The following is a 20583-nucleotide window of genomic DNA, read 5'->3' on the forward strand; positions in this document are numbered from 1 at the left end:
GCCCACTGGATGGAGGAATAGCATTTGCACAAGCGGATTCATATACGTATCTTTTGGGGAGGGGCGATCCTGTGTATTCTGCTGGCCGGTCTTATGATCCGGCTGGCCTGGGTACAGCTGCTGCTGAAGGATCAGCGGGTCAACGGTACCCGGTACACCATGACTCAGATGGCAGAAATCCAGAGTGAGCGGGAGACAGTGCTGGACAGCGGGCGGGGCCGGCTCTATGACAAGCATGGAAGAGCGCTGGCCGGTGAGACGGTCTGGACGGCTGCGCTCTTCCCGCCGGAGGAGAAGCTTCCCGGCCAGCACGGTGCGGAAGCTACGAAGGATGACCGGCAGCTGCACCGGCTGGCCGAGATTCTCGGCGTCAGCTTCAGTGAGCTGAAGGCCCGGCGCACCGGGCTGAAGGAGCCTCTGCTCTGGCCCTCCGGCCAGGGAAAGGCTCCGCTAGCCCTGACCCTGCCGCAGGCCAGGGAGGTGGAAGGGCTGAAGCTTGACGGCGTAAGGGCGCTGCCGTTCGCCCGCCGGTATGATGGCCTCTCTACCGGCAGGCAATGGCTCGGGTACCTCTCGGAAGCATCGGGCGAAGCGCTCCGGCAATCGCCCACCGGCCTGAGAGTTCCAAGAACAGGGACTGACGGGCTGGAGAAGACGCTGGAGCCGCTGCTGCAGGGCGTAGGGCACACCGAGGCGGTGGCACAGGTGGATGCGCGCGGCAACCGGGTTCCGGGCAGCCCGATCACGATTAAGGCACCGGGTAATCCTTACTATCCATTGTCTTTGTATACCACCATTGATCTTAGGCTGCAGGAGGGCATTGAACAGCTTGCCAGAGAAGCGGGTGTGAAGGAAGGGGCGATTGTTGTACTGGACAGCGAGACCGGGGATATTGCAGCGATGGTCTCCTTGCCTTTTTATAATCCGCAGCAAATCTCTCCGCTGGGCGGGGAATGGAATAACCGTGCGCTGCAGGCGGCAGCCCCCGGCTCAATATTCAAGATCGTAACGGCTGCTGCGGCACTGGAGGCCGGGCTGACGGAACCGGCGGAGCCGTTCTTCTGCAGCGGGGACTACGGCAAATACGGGCTGACCTGCCTGCACGGCAAAGGACACGGCGCCCTTACGATGGCGCAAGGATTCGCCGTGTCCTGTAATACGGTATTCGCCACGCTGGCCGAGCGGCTGAGCGGGATGCAGCTCCAGTCGGCTGCGCTTGCGCTGGGGCTGGGCCGGGATATCGGGTGGCAGGCCGAGAATACACTGGGCCTGTCCCTGCTCCGCCCGCTCTCCGGGGAGCAGCCGGGAACGATCTTCACTACCCTGCTGCCCGATGACGGCGGGGCCAGGGTCCAGACTGCCATCGGGCAGCGCGATGTACGGATCACTCCGCTGCAGGCGGCGAATCTGGTGGTTACGCTGCTGCACGGCGGTGAGGTCCGGGCGCCGCGGATTCTGCAGCGGGTTGCTTTTGCCAACGGGCAGACGCTGAAGGAGCTTCCGGCACATCTGGCACCTGCGCCGGGCGGCAGAATCTCTAAGGCCACAGCGCATGTGCTGCTGGATATGATGCGAAGTGTGGTGACGGAGGGGACCGGCAGAAGCCTGAACCGTTCCCGCTGGCCGCTCGCAGGCAAGTCAGGCACGGCCCAGACGCTGGTCCAGGGCGCTGCCCGCAACAATCAGTGGTTCATCGGTTACGGCCCGGTCGACAAGCCGCGTTATGCGGTGTCTGTTGCAATTGAGAATGTTGCTCCGGGCAGTCCGCATCTGGCCACCCGGCTGTTCGGTCAGGTGTTTGGATTGTTGTCTGAGCCGGAGCCGGGGTCTACCGGAGCCTGAGTGCCCGGCGCGGCGGGTACCGGGTCCGAAGGAACCTCCGGTGCCGGATTACCGCTTACCGGACCGCCTGCAGTCGAGGCCTGAGAGGCGGCGAAGGGGGATACGACGAATTCCTCCTCCGGCAGGTGAATCCACTGCTGCAGGTAACCCTGCTGGATCAGCTCCTTCAGGAGAATCAGCAGAATCGGCGACAGGATGAGCCCGGCGATGCCGAACAGGGACGAAGACAGAATGACGAACGAGAGCATCAGGAAGGCGGAGGAGACGCCGATCGAATTCCCGGTGATTTTGGGCTCAAGCAGCTGTCTTACCACCATCACCACCGCCAGCAGCACGATTAGGCCAATCGCCAGCGGCGTGTTGCCGACGATGAACAGATAGATGATCCAGGGGATCAGCACCGCCGGTACGCCGAGCAGCGGCAGCACGTCGACCAGCGCGCAGACCAGGGCTATGGTGAGCACATTGCCCGTGCGGAGAATCAGCAGGCCGGCAAGAATAATCACAAAGGTGATACTGATCAGGATCAGCTGGGCTTTTAGATACGAACCGATGGCCTTGAACACATTCCCCTGCAGGAAGGCGTAAGCGGTCTTGAACGTCTTCGGCAGCTTCTCATGGGCGATTCTGCGCCAGTCCTTGATCTCCATGCTCAGGAAGAAGGCGAGAATGATCGCAATCCCGAAATTAGCCATGAAGGAAGAGAAAGAACCGAGCACCCCGACCATATATTTGAAGAAGGTGACCATCCACTTTGAGAGAATATTGGTGGCATCCGTGAAGTAACCGTTCAGCTTCTCCGTCATGTCGGCGGGAAGCGCATCAATTTTATGCTGAAGATAGTTGGTCGTTTCGGTGAATTGCTGCTGTACAATGTATGTATATTGAGGCAGATTATGCTGAAGGCGGATCACCTGGGTCGTAATCAGCAGCCCGGCACCGAACAGCACGCCCAGCAGAATGACCAGGAACAACACCACAGAGATCGCGGAGGCAAAAGGCTTGGCCATCCCCTTACGGTTCAGGAAGCGGGCCAGCGGCTCAATGAGCAGAAATACAAAAAAAGACAGGAACACCGGCGCGGCCAGCTGGTACAGCTTGCTGAAGGCAAGCATCACGAGGTATACCGTAAGAATGACCAGCCCGATGTCGAAAAAGGTGCGCCAATATTTTTTGTACAGTGGCAGCATAGATATAAACGACCCCTTTTTTAAATGATTTGTAGTCCGACCTTCCACCCATTGTACACGATTTTAATAAAAACCGTCTATTTCTTTGATACCTGTGTTAAAATAGGGGGTGATGCTTTTGGCCGTATCACTTCTTTTTATGCAGACGTAGGGCGAGCCAAAGTCAACTCAGGAAAAGCGGTGAATATACATGCAGACTTTGCTGCTCTGGCTATTTTACATTTCTACCTTTTATGCTTTTATTCCCGGCATGATCAGCCGCCTGTTCGGCTATCGTGTCTTCCGCAAAGGAATCAGCCGCACGGACTACTGCTTAACCTTCGATGACGGCCCTGATCCGCATTACACGCCTTTACTGCTCGATCTCCTGAAGCGCTACGGGGCGAAGGCTACCTTCTTCGTAGTTGGCTCCCATGCGGAGCAGCATCCCGAGATTATCAAGCGCATGCATGAGGAAGGGCATCTGATCGGGATTCATAATTATGTCCACAAGACCAATTGGCTTATGCGTCCGGCCACGGTGCGGAAGCAGATTGACCAGACCAGCGATATTATCTTCGCGATTACCGGTGAGCGCAGCACGTATTACCGTCCGCCCTGGGGAATTGTGAATCTGTTTGACTTCTCCAAGCGGCGGCAGGTACAGATTGTGTTATGGTCTGCGATGTTCGGCGACTGGAAAGAGAAGCTTGGGGTGGAGCGGCTGACCGAGAAGCTGCTCGCCAAGCTGGGACCCGGTGAGGTCCTGCTGCTGCATGACTGCGGGACAACGCTTGGCGCTGACCCGAATGCACCGGAGCATATGCTGATTGCGCTCGAACGGATGCTGGAGGAAGCCAAGAGCCGCGGTCTCAGCAGTGTACGGATTGACGAGATGATCAGGGCGGTGCGCAGCTCCCCTGTTGCAAGCCTGTCGTTCGGCAAACGGCTGCTCGTCGGATTATGGCTGGGCTGGGAGAAGCTCTTTCAGCTGCTGTTCCAGATCAAGACGGTTTCCAGGGAAGATCCGTTCCTGCATTACCGTCTGCGCAAGTATCAGGGCCACACGGTCCACATGGATAACGGCGAGACTTTAAGCAAGGGCGACAAGGTGATTGAGCTGCATTTCGATAACAGGCAGCTGTTCGAGCTGGGGATTCATTCCCGCTCCACTGCCCAGCTGGCGATCCGCCTGATCCGCCGGATGGAGAAGGATCTGCCGGTGCTGGCCGAGCGGATTGCCGGTGATGTGGAGCTGGCTGAGGCCAAGGCGCTCTACGGCGTCAGCATGATCAACCGCGGGCCGGAGAAGTTCGGCTTCATGGTGCTGGATCTGCCTAGTGGTCTGTTCGCCAGCAGCACCAAGTTCTACCTCAGTATTCTGCTGAGCGTGATTCATCCGTCAGGCGGCGCAAGACTCAAGGAGCGCAGCGACCAGCTGGTGCCCAAGATGATGCTGATGCCGGTATCACAGCTGCTGGACCAGATGAACCACCAGCGTCCGCAGAAGCCGGTGCCGCAGGAGCGGATATTGGAAGATGAGCTGGCGCTTAACGCCGAGCTGCCTGGAGCAACGGTTGTTCATTGAAGCAGCCAATGATTGCAGTGATTTAATGCAGATATTGAATGCAGAGATTGATCGCAGAAATTTATTACAGCTATCATAGGATTCGCCCCGCCGGCCCATTGAGGGTTGGTGGGGCTTTTTGGTGCGATGGCTCGGTGGACAAATGAGGTGCACAAGTACACTTGATTTCGGCAAAATCAGGGTAGGATAACGAGCCGTGATGGGGTACGGGACAAAAAAGAGCAGCCCCGGCCGCATCTGCGGCAGGAACTGCTCTTCAATATACGCGACTGATTAGATCTTCAGTACGCCGCCCTTACTTGCGTTGGTAACCAGCTTGGAATAGCGGGCCAGGTAGCCGGTCTTCACCTTCGGCTCGAAGCCCTTCCAGCCCTGGCGGCGGACCGCCAGCACTTCCTCGTCTACCAGCAGCTCGATCTTGCGGTTGATGAGGTCCAGCTCGATGATATCGCCATCCTCCACGAAGGCGATCGGACCGCCCTCGGCGGCTTCCGGCGAGATATGGCCGATACTGATACCGCGGGATGCACCGGAGAACCGGCCGTCCGTGATCAGGCCAACCTTCGCGCCCAGCCCCATACCGACGATCTGCGAGGTTGGTGCCAGCATCTCAGGCATCCCCGGGCCGCCCTTTGGACCCTCATAGCGGATAACAACAACATGGCCTTCCTTGACCTTGCCATTCGCGATCCCTTCCAGCGCTTCCTCCTGGGAGTCGAAGCAGATGGCCGGTCCTTTGTGATAGCCGCCGACGGAAGCATCCACCGCACCCACCTTGATGATGGAGCCTTCAGGCGCCAGGTTGCCGTAGAGCACAGCCAACCCGCCGACTTCGGAATAAGGGTTGTCCAGTGTATGAATGACTGAGGTATCCTTGATCTCATGGCCGCGGACATTCTCGGCCAGTGTCTTGCCGGTAACGGTCATGCAGTCGCCGAAGATGGCGCCCGGCTTCTTCAGCAGCTCGTTCAGCACAGCGCTGACGCCGCCTGCCCGGTCCACATCCTCAATGAAGATATCGGAGGCTGGAGCCAGCTTGGAGAGGTAAGGCACCCGGTTAGCAACTTCATTGATGCGCTCCAGCGGATACTCGACCTCTGCTTCCTGAGCCAGGGCAAGGGTATGCAGAACCGTATTGGTCGATCCGCCCATTGCCATATCCAGTGCGAACGCGTTATCGAGGGATTCCTGGGTGACGATATCACGCGGCTTCAGGTCCATCTTGATCAGCTCCATCAGCTGGGTGGCCGATCTGCGGACGAACTCTCTGCGTTCTTCAGCAACCGCCAGGATCGTACCGTTGCCCGGCAGTGCAAGGCCCATAGCTTCAGCCAGACAGTTCATGGAGTTCGCGGTGAACATCCCGGAGCATGATCCGCAGGTAGGACAACCGTATTGTTCCAGCTCGAGCAGCTCAGCGTCATTGATCTTGCCGACCTGATGCGCACCAACGCCCTCAAATACGGAGGTCAGGGAGAGCTTCTTGCCCTTGCTGTCCACGCCGGCCTTCATTGGCCCGCCGCTGACGAAGATGGTCGGAATGTTCACGCGCAGGGCGCCCATCATCATGCCGGGGGTGATTTTGTCACAGTTGGGGATGCAGACCATACCGTCGAACCAGTGCGCCGAGACTACGGTCTCCAGGGAATCGGCAATGATCTCGCGGCTCGGCAGCGAATAACGCATTCCGATATGGCCCATAGCGATTCCGTCGTCTACGCCGATGGTATTGAATTCGAATGGAACCCCGCCGGCTTCGCGGATCGCTTCCTTCACGATTTTGCCGAATTCCTGCAGATGCACATGACCTGGTACAATATCAATGTAGGAATTGCAGACCGCGATGAACGGCTTGCCGAAATCCTCCTCCTTCACGCCGGCAGCACGCAGCAGACTGCGGTGCGGAGCGCGGTCGAAGCCCTTTTTGATCATGTCTGAACGCATTTTCTTGTTTGCCATGATGACATTTCCCCTTAAAAGTATTGGTCTAGCAATTATATTGCCGCATTAACGCATTGCAATCCCGGAATTCGCGAATCTGCGGTTTATAGAATGTTCACGGTCCAGCTCCTGTGTTGAACAGAAGTGGGGCAGAGCCGTTCTATAAAATAAAAAGGGCAATAGGATACGAACGTTAATAGAGAGTCTATCACAAAAAGCCTGTTTTTTCTACCGGACAATGTGAAGTTTGCCGCAGGAAGAATCAAGGAAAAGCCTGTGCTGGAACGAAGAAAAGCCCATCCCGGCGGGACAGGCGGCAGTTAAGCAGTAGCTGGATTCAAGGCGGGTAGACTGAGCACTAGAGTGAACGTCTTAGTGCTGCACGCCGCAGGGAGATCATCCAGCCGACAGACGGTTCTACCAGCGGATGCAGCGCACGTCTGACGGCAGGCAGGGCGAGAAGCACCGTGCATCCTGTTGCGGCGGCGATCAGCACGGCTGCGCCTGCAGGATTGCTGATATAAGCGTACAGGCCGGATGCCGCTGCCGCGCGGACAACCAGTCCGTGAAGCAGGAAGACGTATAAGGTGCGGCGGCCCAAATCAGTCATGCGGCTTAACCCGTAAGGAACCAGAGCCAGGAAGCCCAGGGAAGAGACCGCTTGCAGCGCGTATATCCCCAGTCGGAACACACCCGCATACCACTCAGGGACGCCAAGCTGCGTATAGGTCAGGCTTCCGTATAACCAGCCAAGCGGAAGGGTGCGGCCCAGCATTCCTATGGCGATGAACATGACCAGGGAGATTACAGCGGCAAGAATCCGGAAATACCGCTGGTACAGCTTCAGGAAGGCAGCGAAGGAGAAGTGATATCCGATTACAAAAAAAGGAAGGTACACAAAGGTGCGGCTGAGGCTGAACCAGATGCCGTCCACGTGCAGATAACCCACAGCCGTACCGGCGGCAACGGCGAAGGCGAGCTGGGCGCTCCGGCTCCAGCGGCCCATGCCCAGCATCAGCAGACGCCAGCAGGCATGGCTGGCCAGGAACCATAACAGCAGATAGGGGGCGAAAAAGGAGTGATGAATGCTGCTGACCTGGAAGAACGAGACGTCGAGTACGGAATACAGGCTCTGAAAAATAAGGTATTGCAGTCCAATCTGCAGCAGGACCTTACGGCCGGCCGGTCCGCATAAGGAGGGGCGGGCGAAGTAACCGGTTACCAGCACAAACAGCGGCATATGGAAGCTGAAGATCCAACGGTACAGGGTGTCCAGCCCGCTCATTGCGGAAATCAGGGGTTCGGCCGCATTGGCCACAAAAACAGTAACAATAAGCATAAAGCGCAGGTTAAGGAAAAAAGTCTCTCCGCGCCGGTCAAGCGGGCGTTCCCGGGTCATGACGTTACCTCCGTATATGGGATATGCGACAGGCTGACTTTTTGGGATTGCATCTTCGGATAGCTATGGGGGGACGTTGTGAATTGCGTTTATAATTGCAGTGAGTGATACTTTAATTTTAAACTACATGATTTGCAGCAGATTAATTGTGAACTTCATCACTTTGATCAGCTTGGTAAGCGCTATCACTGCGGAGAGTTGTGGCGAACTCTTGAAGGTTGTTTGATTTCTGCGATTACTTTATAATTTTCGTATGCAGTATACCGGGAGTGAACGCTATTGAGAAGAAGCCTTACCAGACGCCGTGTGCTTATAGCAAGTGTAGTTATTTTAATGGTTGCAGGTGTGCTTATATGGAGGTATTTGACCCCGTACAAGCCTGAAGAGCGTGCAGAGACAGCCATGGTTTCTGCCGGGAGCATTGCTGTGGAGGAGAACGACAACTGGATCTCGTTCGAGCCTTCTGCCGCCCGCGGCACAGCCGTCATTCTGTATCCCGGTGCACTGGTTAAGCCTGAAGCTTATGCCCCGCTGGCCAGAGCCATTGCACAGGCCGGGCACCCGTTCTATATTGCCAGAATGCCGCTTAACCTGGCGGTGATCAAGGGGGATGCCGCAGAGGAGATTCTCCGTGTCCATCCGAAGCAGAGCTTCGTCCTTGGCGGCCACTCGCTCGGCGGCGTTATGGCTTCGCGCTTCGCTGCGGAGCATGCCGGCCAGCTGGAGGGCGTTTTTTTTCTGGCCTCCTATCCGGATGAGAAGGGGAGCCTGAAGGACACCACATTGTCCGTATTGTCTGTGCTGGGCACGGAGGATAAGGTGGTTGACCGGGACAGCTACAACAAGGGCCGGGCTTATATCCCGTCCAATACCGTATACGTGTCCATTGAAGGCGGCAACCATGCCCAGTTCGGAAGCTACGGTCCCCAGAAAGGGGACGGCACCGCTACCATTACAGAGGAAGAGCAGCAGGCGCGCACCGTGCGGGCCATGCTCGATTGGATGGGCAATCTGCGCCAGAGCAAGTAATAATATAGATCGCACGTAATGTACTCAATGCAGAGGAGGGATGGAATGCCTGTATTGCATATTCATGAGCATTCGGTTCCCTGCAGCGGCATCCTGTTCGACAAGGACGGTACGCTGCTTGACCTGCTTGCTACCTGGGGCAGCTGGGCCGGGCTGGTGCTGGAGGGGCTAGGCAGCCAGCTGGCACTGATCAAGGGCCAGCCGGTGCACCGGGAAGAGCTGGCCCGGGTGCTGGGAACGACCCATGACACGGATGGGCGTATCACCGGCTATGACCCCGCCGGACCGCTCTCGATGGCGACTGCCGAGGAATCAACCGGGGTCCTTGCCTGGCAGCTGTATTCGGCCGGTGTCCCCTGGAACGAAGCGGTGACGCGGGTCAATGCTATATCCAAGGAAGCTATGACTGAGCTGCGCCGACAGCGCATTGCTGTACCGGTGCCGGGGCTGCTGCCCTTCCTGGAGCAATGTGCGGCAGCCTCTTTGAAGCTGGGAGTCGTGACCTCGGACAATCAGTCCACCACCCGCGAGCATCTGGAGTGGCTCGGCATTGCCGGGTACTTCGGGACAGTCGTTACCCGTGACCGGGTGAAGTACGGCAAGCCTGCGCCTGAGATGGCGGAGACGGCCTGCCGCGAGCTGGGCCTGCGGCCGGAGGCGGCGGTTATCATCGGAGACAGCAATGCGGATATGCAGCTTGGCAGAGGGGCCGGGCTGAGGCTTGCTGTCGGCCTCTCTCCCGGCGGACCGGGCGGACATCTGCTGGATGCCGATGTGGTGGTGTCTGGTTATGGGGAGCTAAGGCTAACCATCTGAATTCATAACGTATAGAGAGGAAACGTGTGAAGACTATGGATCAATTTCAGCAACTGGCTTCATGGATCAAGGACAGCGGGAATATTGTTTTTTTCGGCGGTGCAGGAACATCGACCGAGAGCGGCATACCGGACTTTCGCTCTGCAGCGGGCTTATACCAGACCCAGCATAACTCTCCCTATCCGCCTGAGGTGATGCTCAGCCGCAGCTTTTTCATGTCCTCACCGGACATTTTTTTTGATTTCTACCGCAGCAAAATGATTCATCCCGAAGCGAAGCCAAACGGCGCACACCGCCTGCTGGCGAAGCTGGAGGATGAAGGTAAGCTCAAGGCGGTAATCACGCAAAATATTGACGGCCTGCACCAGATCGCGGGCAGCCGCCGGGTGCTGGAGCTGCACGGCTCCATCCACCGCAATTACTGCATGGGCTGCCGGCGGTATTACAGCCTGGAGGAATGGCTGGCGATGACAGAGGCTGTACCGCGCTGCCCGGACTGCGGCGGCATCATCAAGCCGGATGTGGTGCTCTATGAAGAGGCGCTGGACCAAGAAGTGCTGGTGGAAGCCGTGGACTCCATTGCACGGGCAGATCTGCTGATCATCGGCGGCACCTCGCTGACGGTGCATCCCGCAGCCAGTCTGGTCACTTATTTCAGCGGCCGGCATACGGTGCTGCTGAACAGAGACCCAACCCCGTACGACGAGCAGGCCGATCTGATTATAACGGAGCGGATCGGGGATGTAATGGGAAGGCTGCAGGGACTGCTGGCATAACCGCCGTGCTTTTCGCGAGGAAGAAGATTATAAATTCCGCCAAGCGTTTATTATAGGGTATTGCAGCACACAGGAAACGAGAGGCAGGGATAGATTATGGGATATACAGCTAGTGATGAACGGTATGAAGGGATGCGTTACAACCGCACCGGCCGCTCCGGTCTGAAGCTTCCGGCGATCTCACTGGGCCTGTGGCATAATTTCGGCGGCATCGATGCTTATGAGAACGGCCGTGCAATGATTACCCGCGCTTTTGATCTCGGTGTTACCCACTTTGACCTGGCGAATAATTACGGGCCGCCGCCCGGATCGGCGGAAGAGCTGTTCGGCAAGGTACTGGCCCGTGATCTGCTGCCTTACCGTGATGAGCTGGTGATCTCCACCAAGGCAGGATACCGAATGTGGCCGGGTCCCTACGGGGACTGGGGTTCACGCAAATATATGCTGTCCAGTCTGGATCAGAGCCTGAAGCGGCTGGGGCTGGATTATGTCGATATTTTCTATTCCCACCGCCCGGACCCGGAGACACCGATGGAAGAGACGATGGGCGCCCTGGATTATGCTGTCCGTTCCGGCAAGGCGCTCTATATCGGGTTGTCCAATTATACGGCTGAGCAGACTCAGCAGGCGCTCGCCATTCTGAAGGAGCTCGGAACACCGCTGCTGATTCATCAGCCGAGGTATTCCATGCTGGACCGCTGGATCGAAGGCGGGCTTCAGGATGTGCTGGAGGAGCATGGAGTAGGGACGATCGCCTTCACCCCGCTGGCGCAGGGCCTCCTGACCAATAAATATCTGAACGGCGTCCCTGCGGATTCCCGCGCCGCCGGACCATCAGCGGCGCTGAACGAGAACGGTATTACCCCGGATGTGTTGCGCAAGATTCATGCGCTGAACCAGCTGGCGGTAGCGCGCGGCCAGAGTCTGGCTCAGCTCGCACTGCTCTGGACACTGCGCGGGGGCAAGGTCACCTCGGCACTGATAGGTGCAAGCAAGGTCAGCCAGATTGAAGATAATATTGCCGCACTCTCCCAGAGTGAGCTGTCACAGGAGGAACTGGAGCGGATTGAGAAGATTCTGAAGACAGACAGTGAAGCCTGAGCTTAGCCATATTCTGAATGAAACAGCCCGTCTCCGGTTACAGGAAGCGGGCTGTTGGTCTATCATGTCTCGCCTGGCTTCACCGTAGCCAGGCGGTAGGCGCTGGGAGACTGGGCGCAGAAGCGCTTGAACTGCCGGGAGAAGTACAGGGCATCGGTGAGCCCGACGGAAGCGGCCACCTGCTCCACCGACAGCTCGGGACGCTCACGCAGCAGCTGGCGCGACTTCTCAATCCGCAGCTTCAGCAGGTAGGTCACCGGAGACAGCCCGGTCTCCTGCTTGAAGATGCGGGACAGATAAGCACGGTTATACCCGAGGCTGCTGCACATTTGTTCAATGGAGACCGGATGGGCATACTGTGAAGACATGTAGTTGATCATCTGCTTCACAGTGCGCTTGACCTGGGATTCTGCGCCCTGCAGCCGGGATGAGGAGACCAGCAGCTCAGCAGCCTCGCCTGCGATCAGATACAGATGGCCGAGGGCTGTGAGCGAGGCGCTCTCTGTGTGGTTATAGAAGGCTGTCATCATCCCGGCAAGCGCGCCGGGAATGACACTGTCCCCCGTGGTGGACAGCACCGGGGCCAATGGGGTGAAGCCCGCCTGCCGGGCCAGTGCTCCGGCCTCTTCCCCGGTAAATGCCGCCCAGCGGTACCGCCAGGGCCTCTGCTGATCCGAGACATAGCTTACGAGCTGGCCGGGGTGGATCAGGAAGCAGTTGCCCGCTCCCAGCTCATAGGTGCGCTCCTCGGTCCGGAAGACCCCGGAGCCGGATTCAATATAATGAAGCAGATAATATTCATAGATTTTGGGGCCGGCCTGATGCTGCGGCAGGGTCTGGCTCTCTCCGGCAAACAGGACATGCAGCGGCTGCTGGCCGAAGTATACGGGATTTGATCCTACGGAATAGGTATGTTGCATTTGCCGTCCGCCTTTCTGGAATGGATCGCTGCCGTAGCCTTACAGCCTGAGCAGCATGAATTCACGGTATAATCACTATAGGAATAAAAGTCACATTTGTCCATACATTGCACACATGATTGCATTATCAGGGCAAGTCTGATTTTATTATAATGTAACCATGAAGGACGCAAGTGAAAGGCAAGGCCCAAGCACAAGCAGCGAAAGGATGGAGTGGCAATAATGAGCATACAGGAGCTTAACAGCAAATTTATCGAGAAATACGGGGAGAGCGGGGAGCAGGCCCGTGTCTTCTACGCCCCGGGGCGTGTGAATCTCATCGGAGAGCATCTGGACTACAACGGAGGTTACGTCTTCCCGGCCGCACTGGACTTCGGAACGACACTGATTGTCCGCCCGCGCACAGACGGCAAGGTGCAGTTCGCTTCGACCAATCTTCCTTATGAAGCTTCTATCGACTACAGCGAGATCGGCAAGTCCAAGACTGGTGAGTGGGTAGACTATCCGATCGGCGTCATGGTTGAGCTGGCCAAGAAGGGGACTCCGGTATCCGGCGGCTATGACCTGCTGTTCCACGGCGAGATTCCTAACGGCTCCGGCTTGTCTTCATCGGCCTCGATCGAGGTCGTGACCGGCTTCGCCTTCCTGACGCTGCTTGGCGGGGATACGGATACCGTAGAGATCGCCCTCCTGTCCCAGCGTGCGGAGAACCAGTACGTGGGCGTGAACTCCGGCATCATGGACCAGTTCGCCGTAGCCAACGGCAAGCGCGACCACGCGATCCTGCTGATGTGCGACACCTTGGAGTACAGCCTGGTGCCGTTCGTGACCGGCAGCTATAAGCTGGTGATCGGCAACACGAATAAGAAGCGCGGCCTTGTAGATTCCAAGTACAATGAGCGCCGCAGCCAATGCGACGAAGCGCTGGCCATTCTGAAGCGGGAGGTTCCAGCCCTGTCTTATCTGGCGGAGATGAAACCGGAGCAATTCGAGCAGCTTCAGGCGTCCATCCCGGATGAGACCGTCCGCCGCCGCGCCCGCCATGTGGTGGAAGAGAACCAGCGCGTGCTTGACTCGGTTGAGGTGCTGAAGAAGAATGACCTGAAGCAATTCGGGCTGTACATGAATGATTCCCATGTCTCGCTCCGCGACCTCTATGAAGTCAGCTGTGAAGAGCTTGACGTGATGGTGGAAGAAGCACAGCGCATTCCGGGAACCCTCGGCTCACGGATGACCGGCGCCGGATTCGGCGGATGCACGGTATCTCTGGTGCATGAGGATGATGTGGAGCGGTTCATTAAGGAAGTGGGCGAAGCCTACAAGAACAGAACAGGTCTTACAGGTGAATTCTATGTATGCAGCATCGGCAACGGCGTTGAAGAACTGAAGGGAGAGATCTAAGATGGCGATTCTGGTGACAGGCGGGGCCGGGTATATCGGTTCCCATACGGTGGCGGAGCTGCTGGAGCGCGGAGAAGAGGTTGTGGTGCTGGACAATCTGGTGACCGGACACCGCGAAGCACTGCTGGGCGGCAAGCTGTATGAAGGAGATCTGCGCGATAAGGCGCTGCTGAAGAAGCTGTTCGCAGAGAACAGTATCGATGCGGTGATTCACTTCGCAGCCAGCTCCCTCGTAGGGGAGAGCATGAAGGACCCGGTCAAATATTACGACAACAATGTCTACGGCACACAGTGTCTTCTCGAAGCGATGCAGCAGGCAGGCGTGGACAAAATCGTCTTCTCCTCCACAGCTGCCACCTACGGCGAACCGGAGAAGGTACCGATTGAGGAGACCGACCGCACGGAGCCGGCGAATGTCTATGGCGAGACCAAGCTGACCATGGAGCGCATGATGGCCTGGTTCGACAAGGTGCTCGGCATGAAATATGTGGCCCTGCGCTACTTCAATGCCGCAGGCGCACATGCCAGCGGCAAGATCGGCGAAGACCACCGTCCGGAGAGCCATCTGGTTCCGCTGGTGCTGCAGGCGGCACTGAAGCAGCGGGAGAACATCGCAGTCTTCGGCGATGACTACCCGACCGAAGACGGGACCTGCATCCGCGATTACATCCATGTCAGCGATCTGGCGGATGCGCATGTCCGCGCTGTAAACTATCTGCGCAGCGGCAGCGCCAGCAATGTCTTCAACCTCGGCAACGGCCACGGCTTCTCGGTGAAGCAGGTCATTGAGACGGCGAAGAAGGTCACTGGCCTGGAGATTCCGGTCGTAATTCAAGAACGCCGAGCCGGAGACCCGGCGGTGCTGGTAGCTTCTTCTGCGAAGGCCCGCCAGGTGCTGGGCTGGGACCCGCAGCACGATGGTCTGGAGGACATTATCCAGAGCGCCTGGAACTGGCACTCTGCCAAACCGCAAGGGTATGGGGAGTAAGCTGAAGATAAGGAGAATAAGAAATGCAGAATGATAACATGACGGCTGCCGCCGCTGAGAAGGCGCTCTATGCGATCGAACAGCTGGTCCTGTTCGCCGGACACTCCGGGCTGATTCAGCCCGCAGATGTGGACTACAGCCGCAATGAGCTGCTGGACCAGTTCGGCTTCAGCGAGCCGTATGCCGGTGAGTTTGCAGAAGCTCCGCTCAGCAGCCCGCAGGCCCCGCTGGATCAGCTCATTGACTACGGGTTCGAAATCGGGCTGATCCCGGAGAATACGGATACGTACCGCGATCTGCTCGATGCCAAGATTATGGGCCTCCTGATGGCCCGTCCGTCCGAAGTGAACGCCGAGTTTGCCGCGCTCCGGGCGGAGCAGGGGATTCAGGCGGCTACCGACCGCTTTTATAAGCTGAGCATTGATTCCAACTATATCCGTATGGACCGCGTAGCCAAGAATGTGTATTGGCTCCAGGATTCGCCGTACGGCCAGATTGAGATGACGATCAATCTCTCCAAGCCGGAGAAGAGTCCGAAGGAAATCGCCATGGCCCGGCTGCTCCCGCCGCCGGTCTATCCGAAATGCCAGCTCTGCCGCGAGAATGTCGGCTATGCCGGACGGGTCAATCACCCGCCGCGCCAGAATCTGCGCATCATTCCGCTCTCAATGAACGGTGAGAAATGGTTCTTCCAGTACTCGCCCTACGTGTACTATAACGAGCACTGCATCGTGTTCCACCACGATCATGTGCCGATGAAGCTGACCAAGGATACGCTGAAGCGTCTGCTCAGCTTCGTGGAGGCCTTCCCGCATTATTTCATCGGCTCTAACGCCGATCTGCCGATTGTCGGCGGCTCCATTCTGACCCATGACCACTTCCAGGGCGGACGGCATACGTTCCCGATTCAGAAGGCGCCGGCAGAGGATACCTTCAGCCACGCTTCATATCCCGGCGTCCGCCTGAGCACCGTGAAGTGGCCGATGTCTGTCCTGCGGATGCACTCGGCGGATCCGGCCGTGCTGCTGGAGGCAGGCAATCACATCTACGAGTCCTGGAAGGCTTATAGCGATCCGGCTGCCGATGTGCTGGCCTTCAGCGAAGAGGATGGCGGGTCCGTGCCGCACAACACGGTTACACCGATCGTCCGCCGCGCGGAAGACGGCGGCTACGAGATGGATCTGGTGCTGCGCAACAACCGGACCAATGAGGAATATCCCGAGGGGATCTTCCACCCGCACCGGGAGATGCACCACATCAAGAAGGAGAACATCGGCCTGATTGAGGTGATGGGCCTGGCGATCCTGCCGGGACGCCTCAAGGAGGAGCTGGATACCATCGCCGGTGTACTGGCGGGCGATACCGCGCTGCTTGCAGCGGTCCAAGCAGGAGGCGCGGATCATCCGCTGGGACATCATGCCGCCTGGATCACAGAGCTGGCTGAACGGTTCGGCACTTCGCTCGGGCGCGAGGAAGCGGTGAAGACCATCCAGAATGAGGTGGGCATCAAGTTCACTCATATCCTGGAACATGCCGGTGTCTACAAGCGCACGCCGGAAGGGCAGGCGGCGTTCCGCCGGTTCTTGAACAGCAGCGGGTTTAATTGAGGCTGTATAGCTGTATATTGGTTTTGAATGTCCCTGCCGGAGTCGGCGGGGGCATTTTTCATTGGGAAATGATAATATGCGCCTCTAATGATGATACGCGCTGCTATTGTGGGTTGATTACTGAAGCCTGCGGGTGAAGCGGACTGAGAAGCGCTTATCTTGTTCATTTGAGCGTAAAATGACGGGTATCAGGGCGCTTAACGGAATCTCAGTCCGTTTATCCTGTCAGTTGATCAGGTTTGCCACGATAACGGAATCTCAGTCCACTTACGAGTGGAGGAGTCGAGTAAGCTGTCTCCGTCTGGCTCCATTGCTCGATTTGAATGAGGCAATCAGGAGGACTATAATAGACAAGTGCTTCACAATCACATACTCATGGAGGTTTACACATATGCGTAAGTTTGAATTTTATAATCCGACCAAGCTGATATTTGGGAAGGGAACGCTGCAGGCGCTCCGCACCGAAGTGCCGCAATACGGCAAGAACGTCCTGCTGATGTACGGCGGCGGCAGCATCAAGCGCAGCGGCCTGTACGACAATGTTATTGCTGAGCTGGCTGCGGCCGGAGCAGCGGTTACCGAGCTGGCCGGGGTGGAGCCGAATCCGCGCCTGTCCACGGTTCATAAGGGTGTAGCTTTGTGCCGTGAGCACAGCATCGACCTGATTCTGGCTGTCGGCGGCGGCAGCGTGCTGGATTGTGCCAAGGCGGTGGCGGTCGGGGCGAAGTACGACGGGGATATGTGGGACTTCGTGGAACGCAAGGCAGCTCCTCAGGGCGCACTTCCGCTTGGTACGGTGCTGACCATGGCGGCTACCGGCTCGGAGATGAACAACGGCTCGGTGATTACCAATGAAGTGACCAAGGAGAAGATGGGCTGGGGCAGCGTGCACGCCTATCCGGCCTTCTCGATCCTGGACCCGGAGAACACCTTCTCCCTGCCGAAGGATCAGACGGTCTACGGCATGGTGGACATTATGTCCCATACGCTGGAGCATTACTTCCATACCGACGGCAACACGCCTGTACAGGACGGCTTCTGTGAGACCCTGCTCCGCACGGTCATCGAGACCGGGCCGAAGCTGATCGAGGATCTGAACAATTACGAGCTGCGCGAGACGGTTATGTACTGCGGAACGATGGCGCTGAATGGCATGGTAAGCATGGGCTTTGCCGGTGACTGGGCTACGCATAATATCGAACATGCGGTATCCGCAGTGTACGATATTCCGCACGGCGGCGGCCTGGCGATTCTTTTCCCGCAGTGGATGAAGTATAATCTGAGCACCAATCCTGCCCGCTTCCGCCAGCTTGCCGTGAACGTATTCGGCATTGATCCTGCCGGCAAAACGGATGAAGAGACCGGTCTCGAAGGCATCGAAGCACTCCGCCGCTTCTGGGATTCCATCGGTGCCCCGAAGACGCTGGGCGATTACGATATTGACGACAGCGAGATTGGCGTTATGGCGGACAAGGCGGTCCGCTTCGGCCCGTTCGGCAACTTCCGCAAGCTGGAGCGAGAGGATGTTGTAGAGATTTACAAGATGGCGCTGTAAGCCACGCAAGGAGCTATATAATTTGTATACAAGCCGCTTTCCCGCCGTTTCAATGGGGAAGCGGCTTTTCATGTCATTATAAGGTGCCTGCCTGGGTAAATATAGAGGAACACCGTTAATTTTGCCGCTCCCTACATACATTAATGAGAGGAATCCCCAAGTTTGTGAAACCAAGGACGTGGTTGCTGCGTTTATACTGGTATGGCAGTCCGGAAGTAACGACGGGAGGAGAATGATATGCAAACGCTGTATTTGGGCTGTTTGGTACTTGGGATCTTATTTGCCGTTGTCAGTGTAGTTATAGGCGACCTGATCGGGAGCGCGCTGGACGGGATCTTTCACATGCCGTCCTTCGACTTCTTTAACCCCTCGATCGTAGCGGGAGCGGTGACGGTCTTCGGCGGAGCAGGCGTGCTGCTGAACCGCTACAGCGGGCTGGAGGATGGCATCATCCTTGCTCTGGCGCTGCTGATCTCGGCCTTCATGGGGGTGCTCATGCATCTGCTCGTGGTGAGACCGATGCGCAACAGCGAGATGTCGAACGGCTTCTCCATGAGCGAATTACCCGGGCGGATCGGTGAGGTTACCGTACCGGTTCCCGCTGCGGGCTATGGAGAGATTATGGTGAAGTTCGGCGCAGGCAACAGTCTGCATACAGCAGCCAGCTTCGAAGAGCAGGCACTGCCGGCCGGCAGCAAGGTGGTTGTCGTGGACGTCCGCGAAGGCGTGGCCCTAGTGTCAGAATTTGAAAAGAGAAGAGGAGAGGATTCATAATGCTAGAGAATATTCCAGAAGCCGTACTTATCCCTGCCGTTGTCATCGGCGTCCTGCTTGTCCTCGGACTTGCGTTCTGGGCGCGGTACAAGACCGTCGGACCCGACGAGGGCATGATCGTAACCGGTTCCTTCCTTGGTAAGAATCATATTTCGGATGACGGCTCCGGCCGCAAAATCAAAATCGTCCGCGGCGGCGGTGCCTTCATCCTGCCGGTCTTCCAGAAGGCGGAGTTCATGTCCCTGCTCTCCCATAAGCTGGACGTAACGACCCCTGAGGTCTACACCGAGCAGGGGGTGCCGGTTATCGCCGACGGGGTAGCCATCATCAAGGTGGGCAGCTCCACTGAAGATGTGGCAACGGCAGCCGAGCAATTCATGGGCAAGCCGATTGACTCGCTGAAGAGTGAAGCACAGGAAGTACTGGAAGGACATTTGCGGGCGATTCTCGGGACGATGACCGTAGAAGAGGTCTACCGGAACCGCGACCGGTTCGCCCAGGAGGTTCAGGGCGTTGCCGCCCGCGACCTGAAGAAGATGGGACTGCAGATCGTCTCCTTCACCATTAAGGATGTCCGTGACAAGCACGGATACCTGGAAGCGCTCGGGAAGCCGCGGATTGCCGCAGTGAAGCGTGATGCGGAGATCGCTGAAGCGGAAGCGCTGCGCGATGCGCGGATTCAGAAGGCCAATGCTGAAGAGCAGGGGCAGAAGGCGGAGCTGCTGCGCGATACCAATATCGCCGAAGCCTCCAAGGAGAATCAGCTGAAGGTTGCAGCGTTCAAGCGTGACCAGGATACCGCCAAGGCGGAAGCTGACCAGGCGTACCACATTCAGGAAGCGCGTGCCAAGCAGACGGTGGTAGAAGAGCAGATGAAGGTCGAGCTGGTCCGCAAGGAACGCGAAATCGACATTCAGGCGAAGGAAATCCAGGTCCGCGAGAAGCAATATGACGCAGAGGTCAAGAAGAAGGCCGAAGCGGACCGCTATGCGGTTGAGCAGGCGGCAGAGGCCGACAAGGCCAAGCGGATGCGCGAAGCTGACGCCCTGCAGTACAGCATCGAGAAGCAGGCTCAGGCAACCTCCGAGCAGAAGCGTCTGGAAGGTCAGGCCGTTGCGGATGCAGAGCTGGCCAAAGGTAAAGCGGAGGCAGAGGTTATCCGCCTGCGCGGTCTGGCCGAAGCCGAAGCCAAAGAGAAGCTGGCCCAAGCCTTCGAGAAGTTCGGCGAAGCGGCCGTACTCGATATCATTGTCAAAATGCTGCCGGATCTGGCGGGACGTATCGCCGAGCCGCTGGCTTCCATTGACAAGCTGACGGTGGTGGATACCGGTAACGGCGAAGGCGCTGCCCGGGTCAGCAATTATGTCACTCAACTGATGGCAACCGCTCCTGAGATGCTGAAGAGCGTATCCGGAATTGATGTTGAGTCGCTGATTAAGGGACTCACCAGCAAAGGAAGTAAGCCGGAGCAGAACAATGTGATCAGACATACGGCTGAACCGATCACCTCTGTGGTCTCCAGACCGGTCCCGGCCACCCCGGCCCCTCCAGCCCCTAAGGCGGATATAAGTGATAAGGGCGTGCACCCGGAAGAGTAAGAGAATGAACATTCAGGCATGGCCGGCAGCAGCATCAAGCCTGCCATGCCTGTTTGGTACATAGAGAATGGAGGGATAG

General features: G+C 57.6%; 16 protein-coding genes. 12 read left to right on the forward strand and 4 right to left on the reverse strand.

What is annotated here, in order from left to right; genetic code table 11:
- Positions 1-24: 24 nt before the first annotated feature.
- Complete coding sequence (locus K1558_RS23390; protein ID WP_238654199.1) at positions 25-1842, forward strand: peptidoglycan D,D-transpeptidase FtsI family protein; 1818 nt, start codon at positions 25-27, stop codon at positions 1840-1842.
- On the opposite strand, the gene K1558_RS23395 is transcribed toward K1558_RS23390, so the two are convergent.
- Positions 1791-3032, reverse strand: a complete 1242-nt coding sequence (locus K1558_RS23395) for an AI-2E family transporter (RefSeq protein WP_238654201.1) — start codon at positions 3030-3032, stop codon at positions 1791-1793. The genes K1558_RS23390 and K1558_RS23395 overlap by 52 nt on opposite strands.
- 190 nt (positions 3033-3222) lie before the next feature.
- On the opposite strand from K1558_RS23395, the gene K1558_RS23400 reads away from it, so the two are divergent.
- Positions 3223-4599: a polysaccharide deacetylase family protein gene (locus K1558_RS23400; RefSeq protein ID WP_238654203.1), complete on the forward strand. Its 1377-nt coding sequence runs from the start codon at positions 3223-3225 to the stop codon at positions 4597-4599.
- 273 nt (positions 4600-4872) lie between these two features.
- On the opposite strand, the gene ilvD is transcribed toward K1558_RS23400, so the two are convergent.
- Together ilvD and K1558_RS23410 are read right to left on the reverse strand one after the other, a co-directional pair.
- Positions 4873-6558, reverse strand: a complete 1686-nt coding sequence (ilvD, locus tag K1558_RS23405) for a dihydroxy-acid dehydratase (RefSeq protein ID WP_238654205.1) — start codon at positions 6556-6558, stop codon at positions 4873-4875.
- 340 nt (positions 6559-6898) lie between these two features.
- Positions 6899-7939: an acyltransferase family protein gene (locus K1558_RS23410; protein ID WP_238654207.1), complete on the reverse strand. Its 1041-nt coding sequence runs from the start codon at positions 7937-7939 to the stop codon at positions 6899-6901.
- Between the two features lie 279 nt (positions 7940-8218).
- On the opposite strand from K1558_RS23410, the gene K1558_RS23415 reads away from it, so the two are divergent.
- The 4 genes from K1558_RS23415 (at position 8219) to mgrA (ending at position 11661) form a co-directional block, all read left to right on the forward strand.
- Positions 8219-8968 (forward strand): alpha/beta hydrolase, encoded by a 750-nt coding sequence (locus tag K1558_RS23415; RefSeq protein ID WP_238654208.1) that lies wholly within the window; start codon positions 8219-8221, stop codon positions 8966-8968.
- A 45-nt stretch (positions 8969-9013) separates the two neighbouring features.
- The gene (locus tag K1558_RS23420) at positions 9014-9784 is read left to right on the forward strand and encodes an HAD family hydrolase (RefSeq protein ID WP_238654211.1); all 771 of its coding nucleotides are present in this window, start codon (positions 9014-9016) and stop codon (positions 9782-9784) included.
- Between the two features lie 35 nt (positions 9785-9819).
- Complete coding sequence (locus K1558_RS23425) at positions 9820-10560, forward strand: NAD-dependent protein deacylase (protein WP_238654309.1); 741 nt, start codon at positions 9820-9822, stop codon at positions 10558-10560.
- Positions 10561-10656: 96 nt separating this feature from the next.
- The gene (gene mgrA / locus K1558_RS23430) at positions 10657-11661 is read left to right on the forward strand and encodes an L-glyceraldehyde 3-phosphate reductase (protein WP_238654213.1); all 1005 of its coding nucleotides are present in this window, start codon (positions 10657-10659) and stop codon (positions 11659-11661) included.
- Between the two features lie 62 nt (positions 11662-11723).
- On the opposite strand, the gene K1558_RS23435 is transcribed toward mgrA, so the two are convergent.
- Positions 11724-12581: an AraC family transcriptional regulator gene (locus K1558_RS23435; RefSeq protein WP_238654215.1), complete on the reverse strand. Its 858-nt coding sequence runs from the start codon at positions 12579-12581 to the stop codon at positions 11724-11726.
- A 222-nt stretch (positions 12582-12803) separates the two neighbouring features.
- On the opposite strand from K1558_RS23435, the gene K1558_RS23440 reads away from it, so the two are divergent.
- The 6 genes from K1558_RS23440 (at position 12804) to K1558_RS23465 (ending at position 20504) form a co-directional block, all read left to right on the forward strand.
- Positions 12804-13982, forward strand: coding sequence for a galactokinase (locus K1558_RS23440; RefSeq protein ID WP_238654218.1), 1179 nt, complete (start codon positions 12804-12806; stop codon positions 13980-13982).
- A gap of 1 nt (position 13983) precedes the next feature.
- Positions 13984-14970, forward strand: a complete 987-nt coding sequence (gene galE / locus K1558_RS23445) for a UDP-glucose 4-epimerase GalE (protein WP_238654219.1) — start codon at positions 13984-13986, stop codon at positions 14968-14970.
- Positions 14971-14993: 23 nt separating this feature from the next.
- Positions 14994-16577: a UDP-glucose--hexose-1-phosphate uridylyltransferase gene (locus K1558_RS23450; RefSeq protein WP_238654221.1), complete on the forward strand. Its 1584-nt coding sequence runs from the start codon at positions 14994-14996 to the stop codon at positions 16575-16577.
- A gap of 391 nt (positions 16578-16968) precedes the next feature.
- Positions 16969-18132: an iron-containing alcohol dehydrogenase gene (locus K1558_RS23455; protein ID WP_238654223.1), complete on the forward strand. Its 1164-nt coding sequence runs from the start codon at positions 16969-16971 to the stop codon at positions 18130-18132.
- A 237-nt stretch (positions 18133-18369) separates the two neighbouring features.
- Positions 18370-18906, forward strand: coding sequence for an NfeD family membrane protein (locus tag K1558_RS23460; protein ID WP_238654225.1), 537 nt, complete (start codon positions 18370-18372; stop codon positions 18904-18906).
- Positions 18906-20504, forward strand: a complete 1599-nt coding sequence (locus tag K1558_RS23465) for a flotillin family protein (protein WP_238654228.1) — start codon at positions 18906-18908, stop codon at positions 20502-20504. The genes K1558_RS23460 and K1558_RS23465 overlap by 1 nt, the downstream gene beginning before the upstream one ends.
- Positions 20505-20583: the final 79 nt, after the last annotated feature.

Source organism: Paenibacillus piscarius (genome assembly GCF_022234545.1).
In the GTDB taxonomy this organism is placed as follows: domain Bacteria; phylum Bacillota; class Bacilli; order Paenibacillales; family Paenibacillaceae; genus Paenibacillus_AQ; species Paenibacillus_AQ piscarius.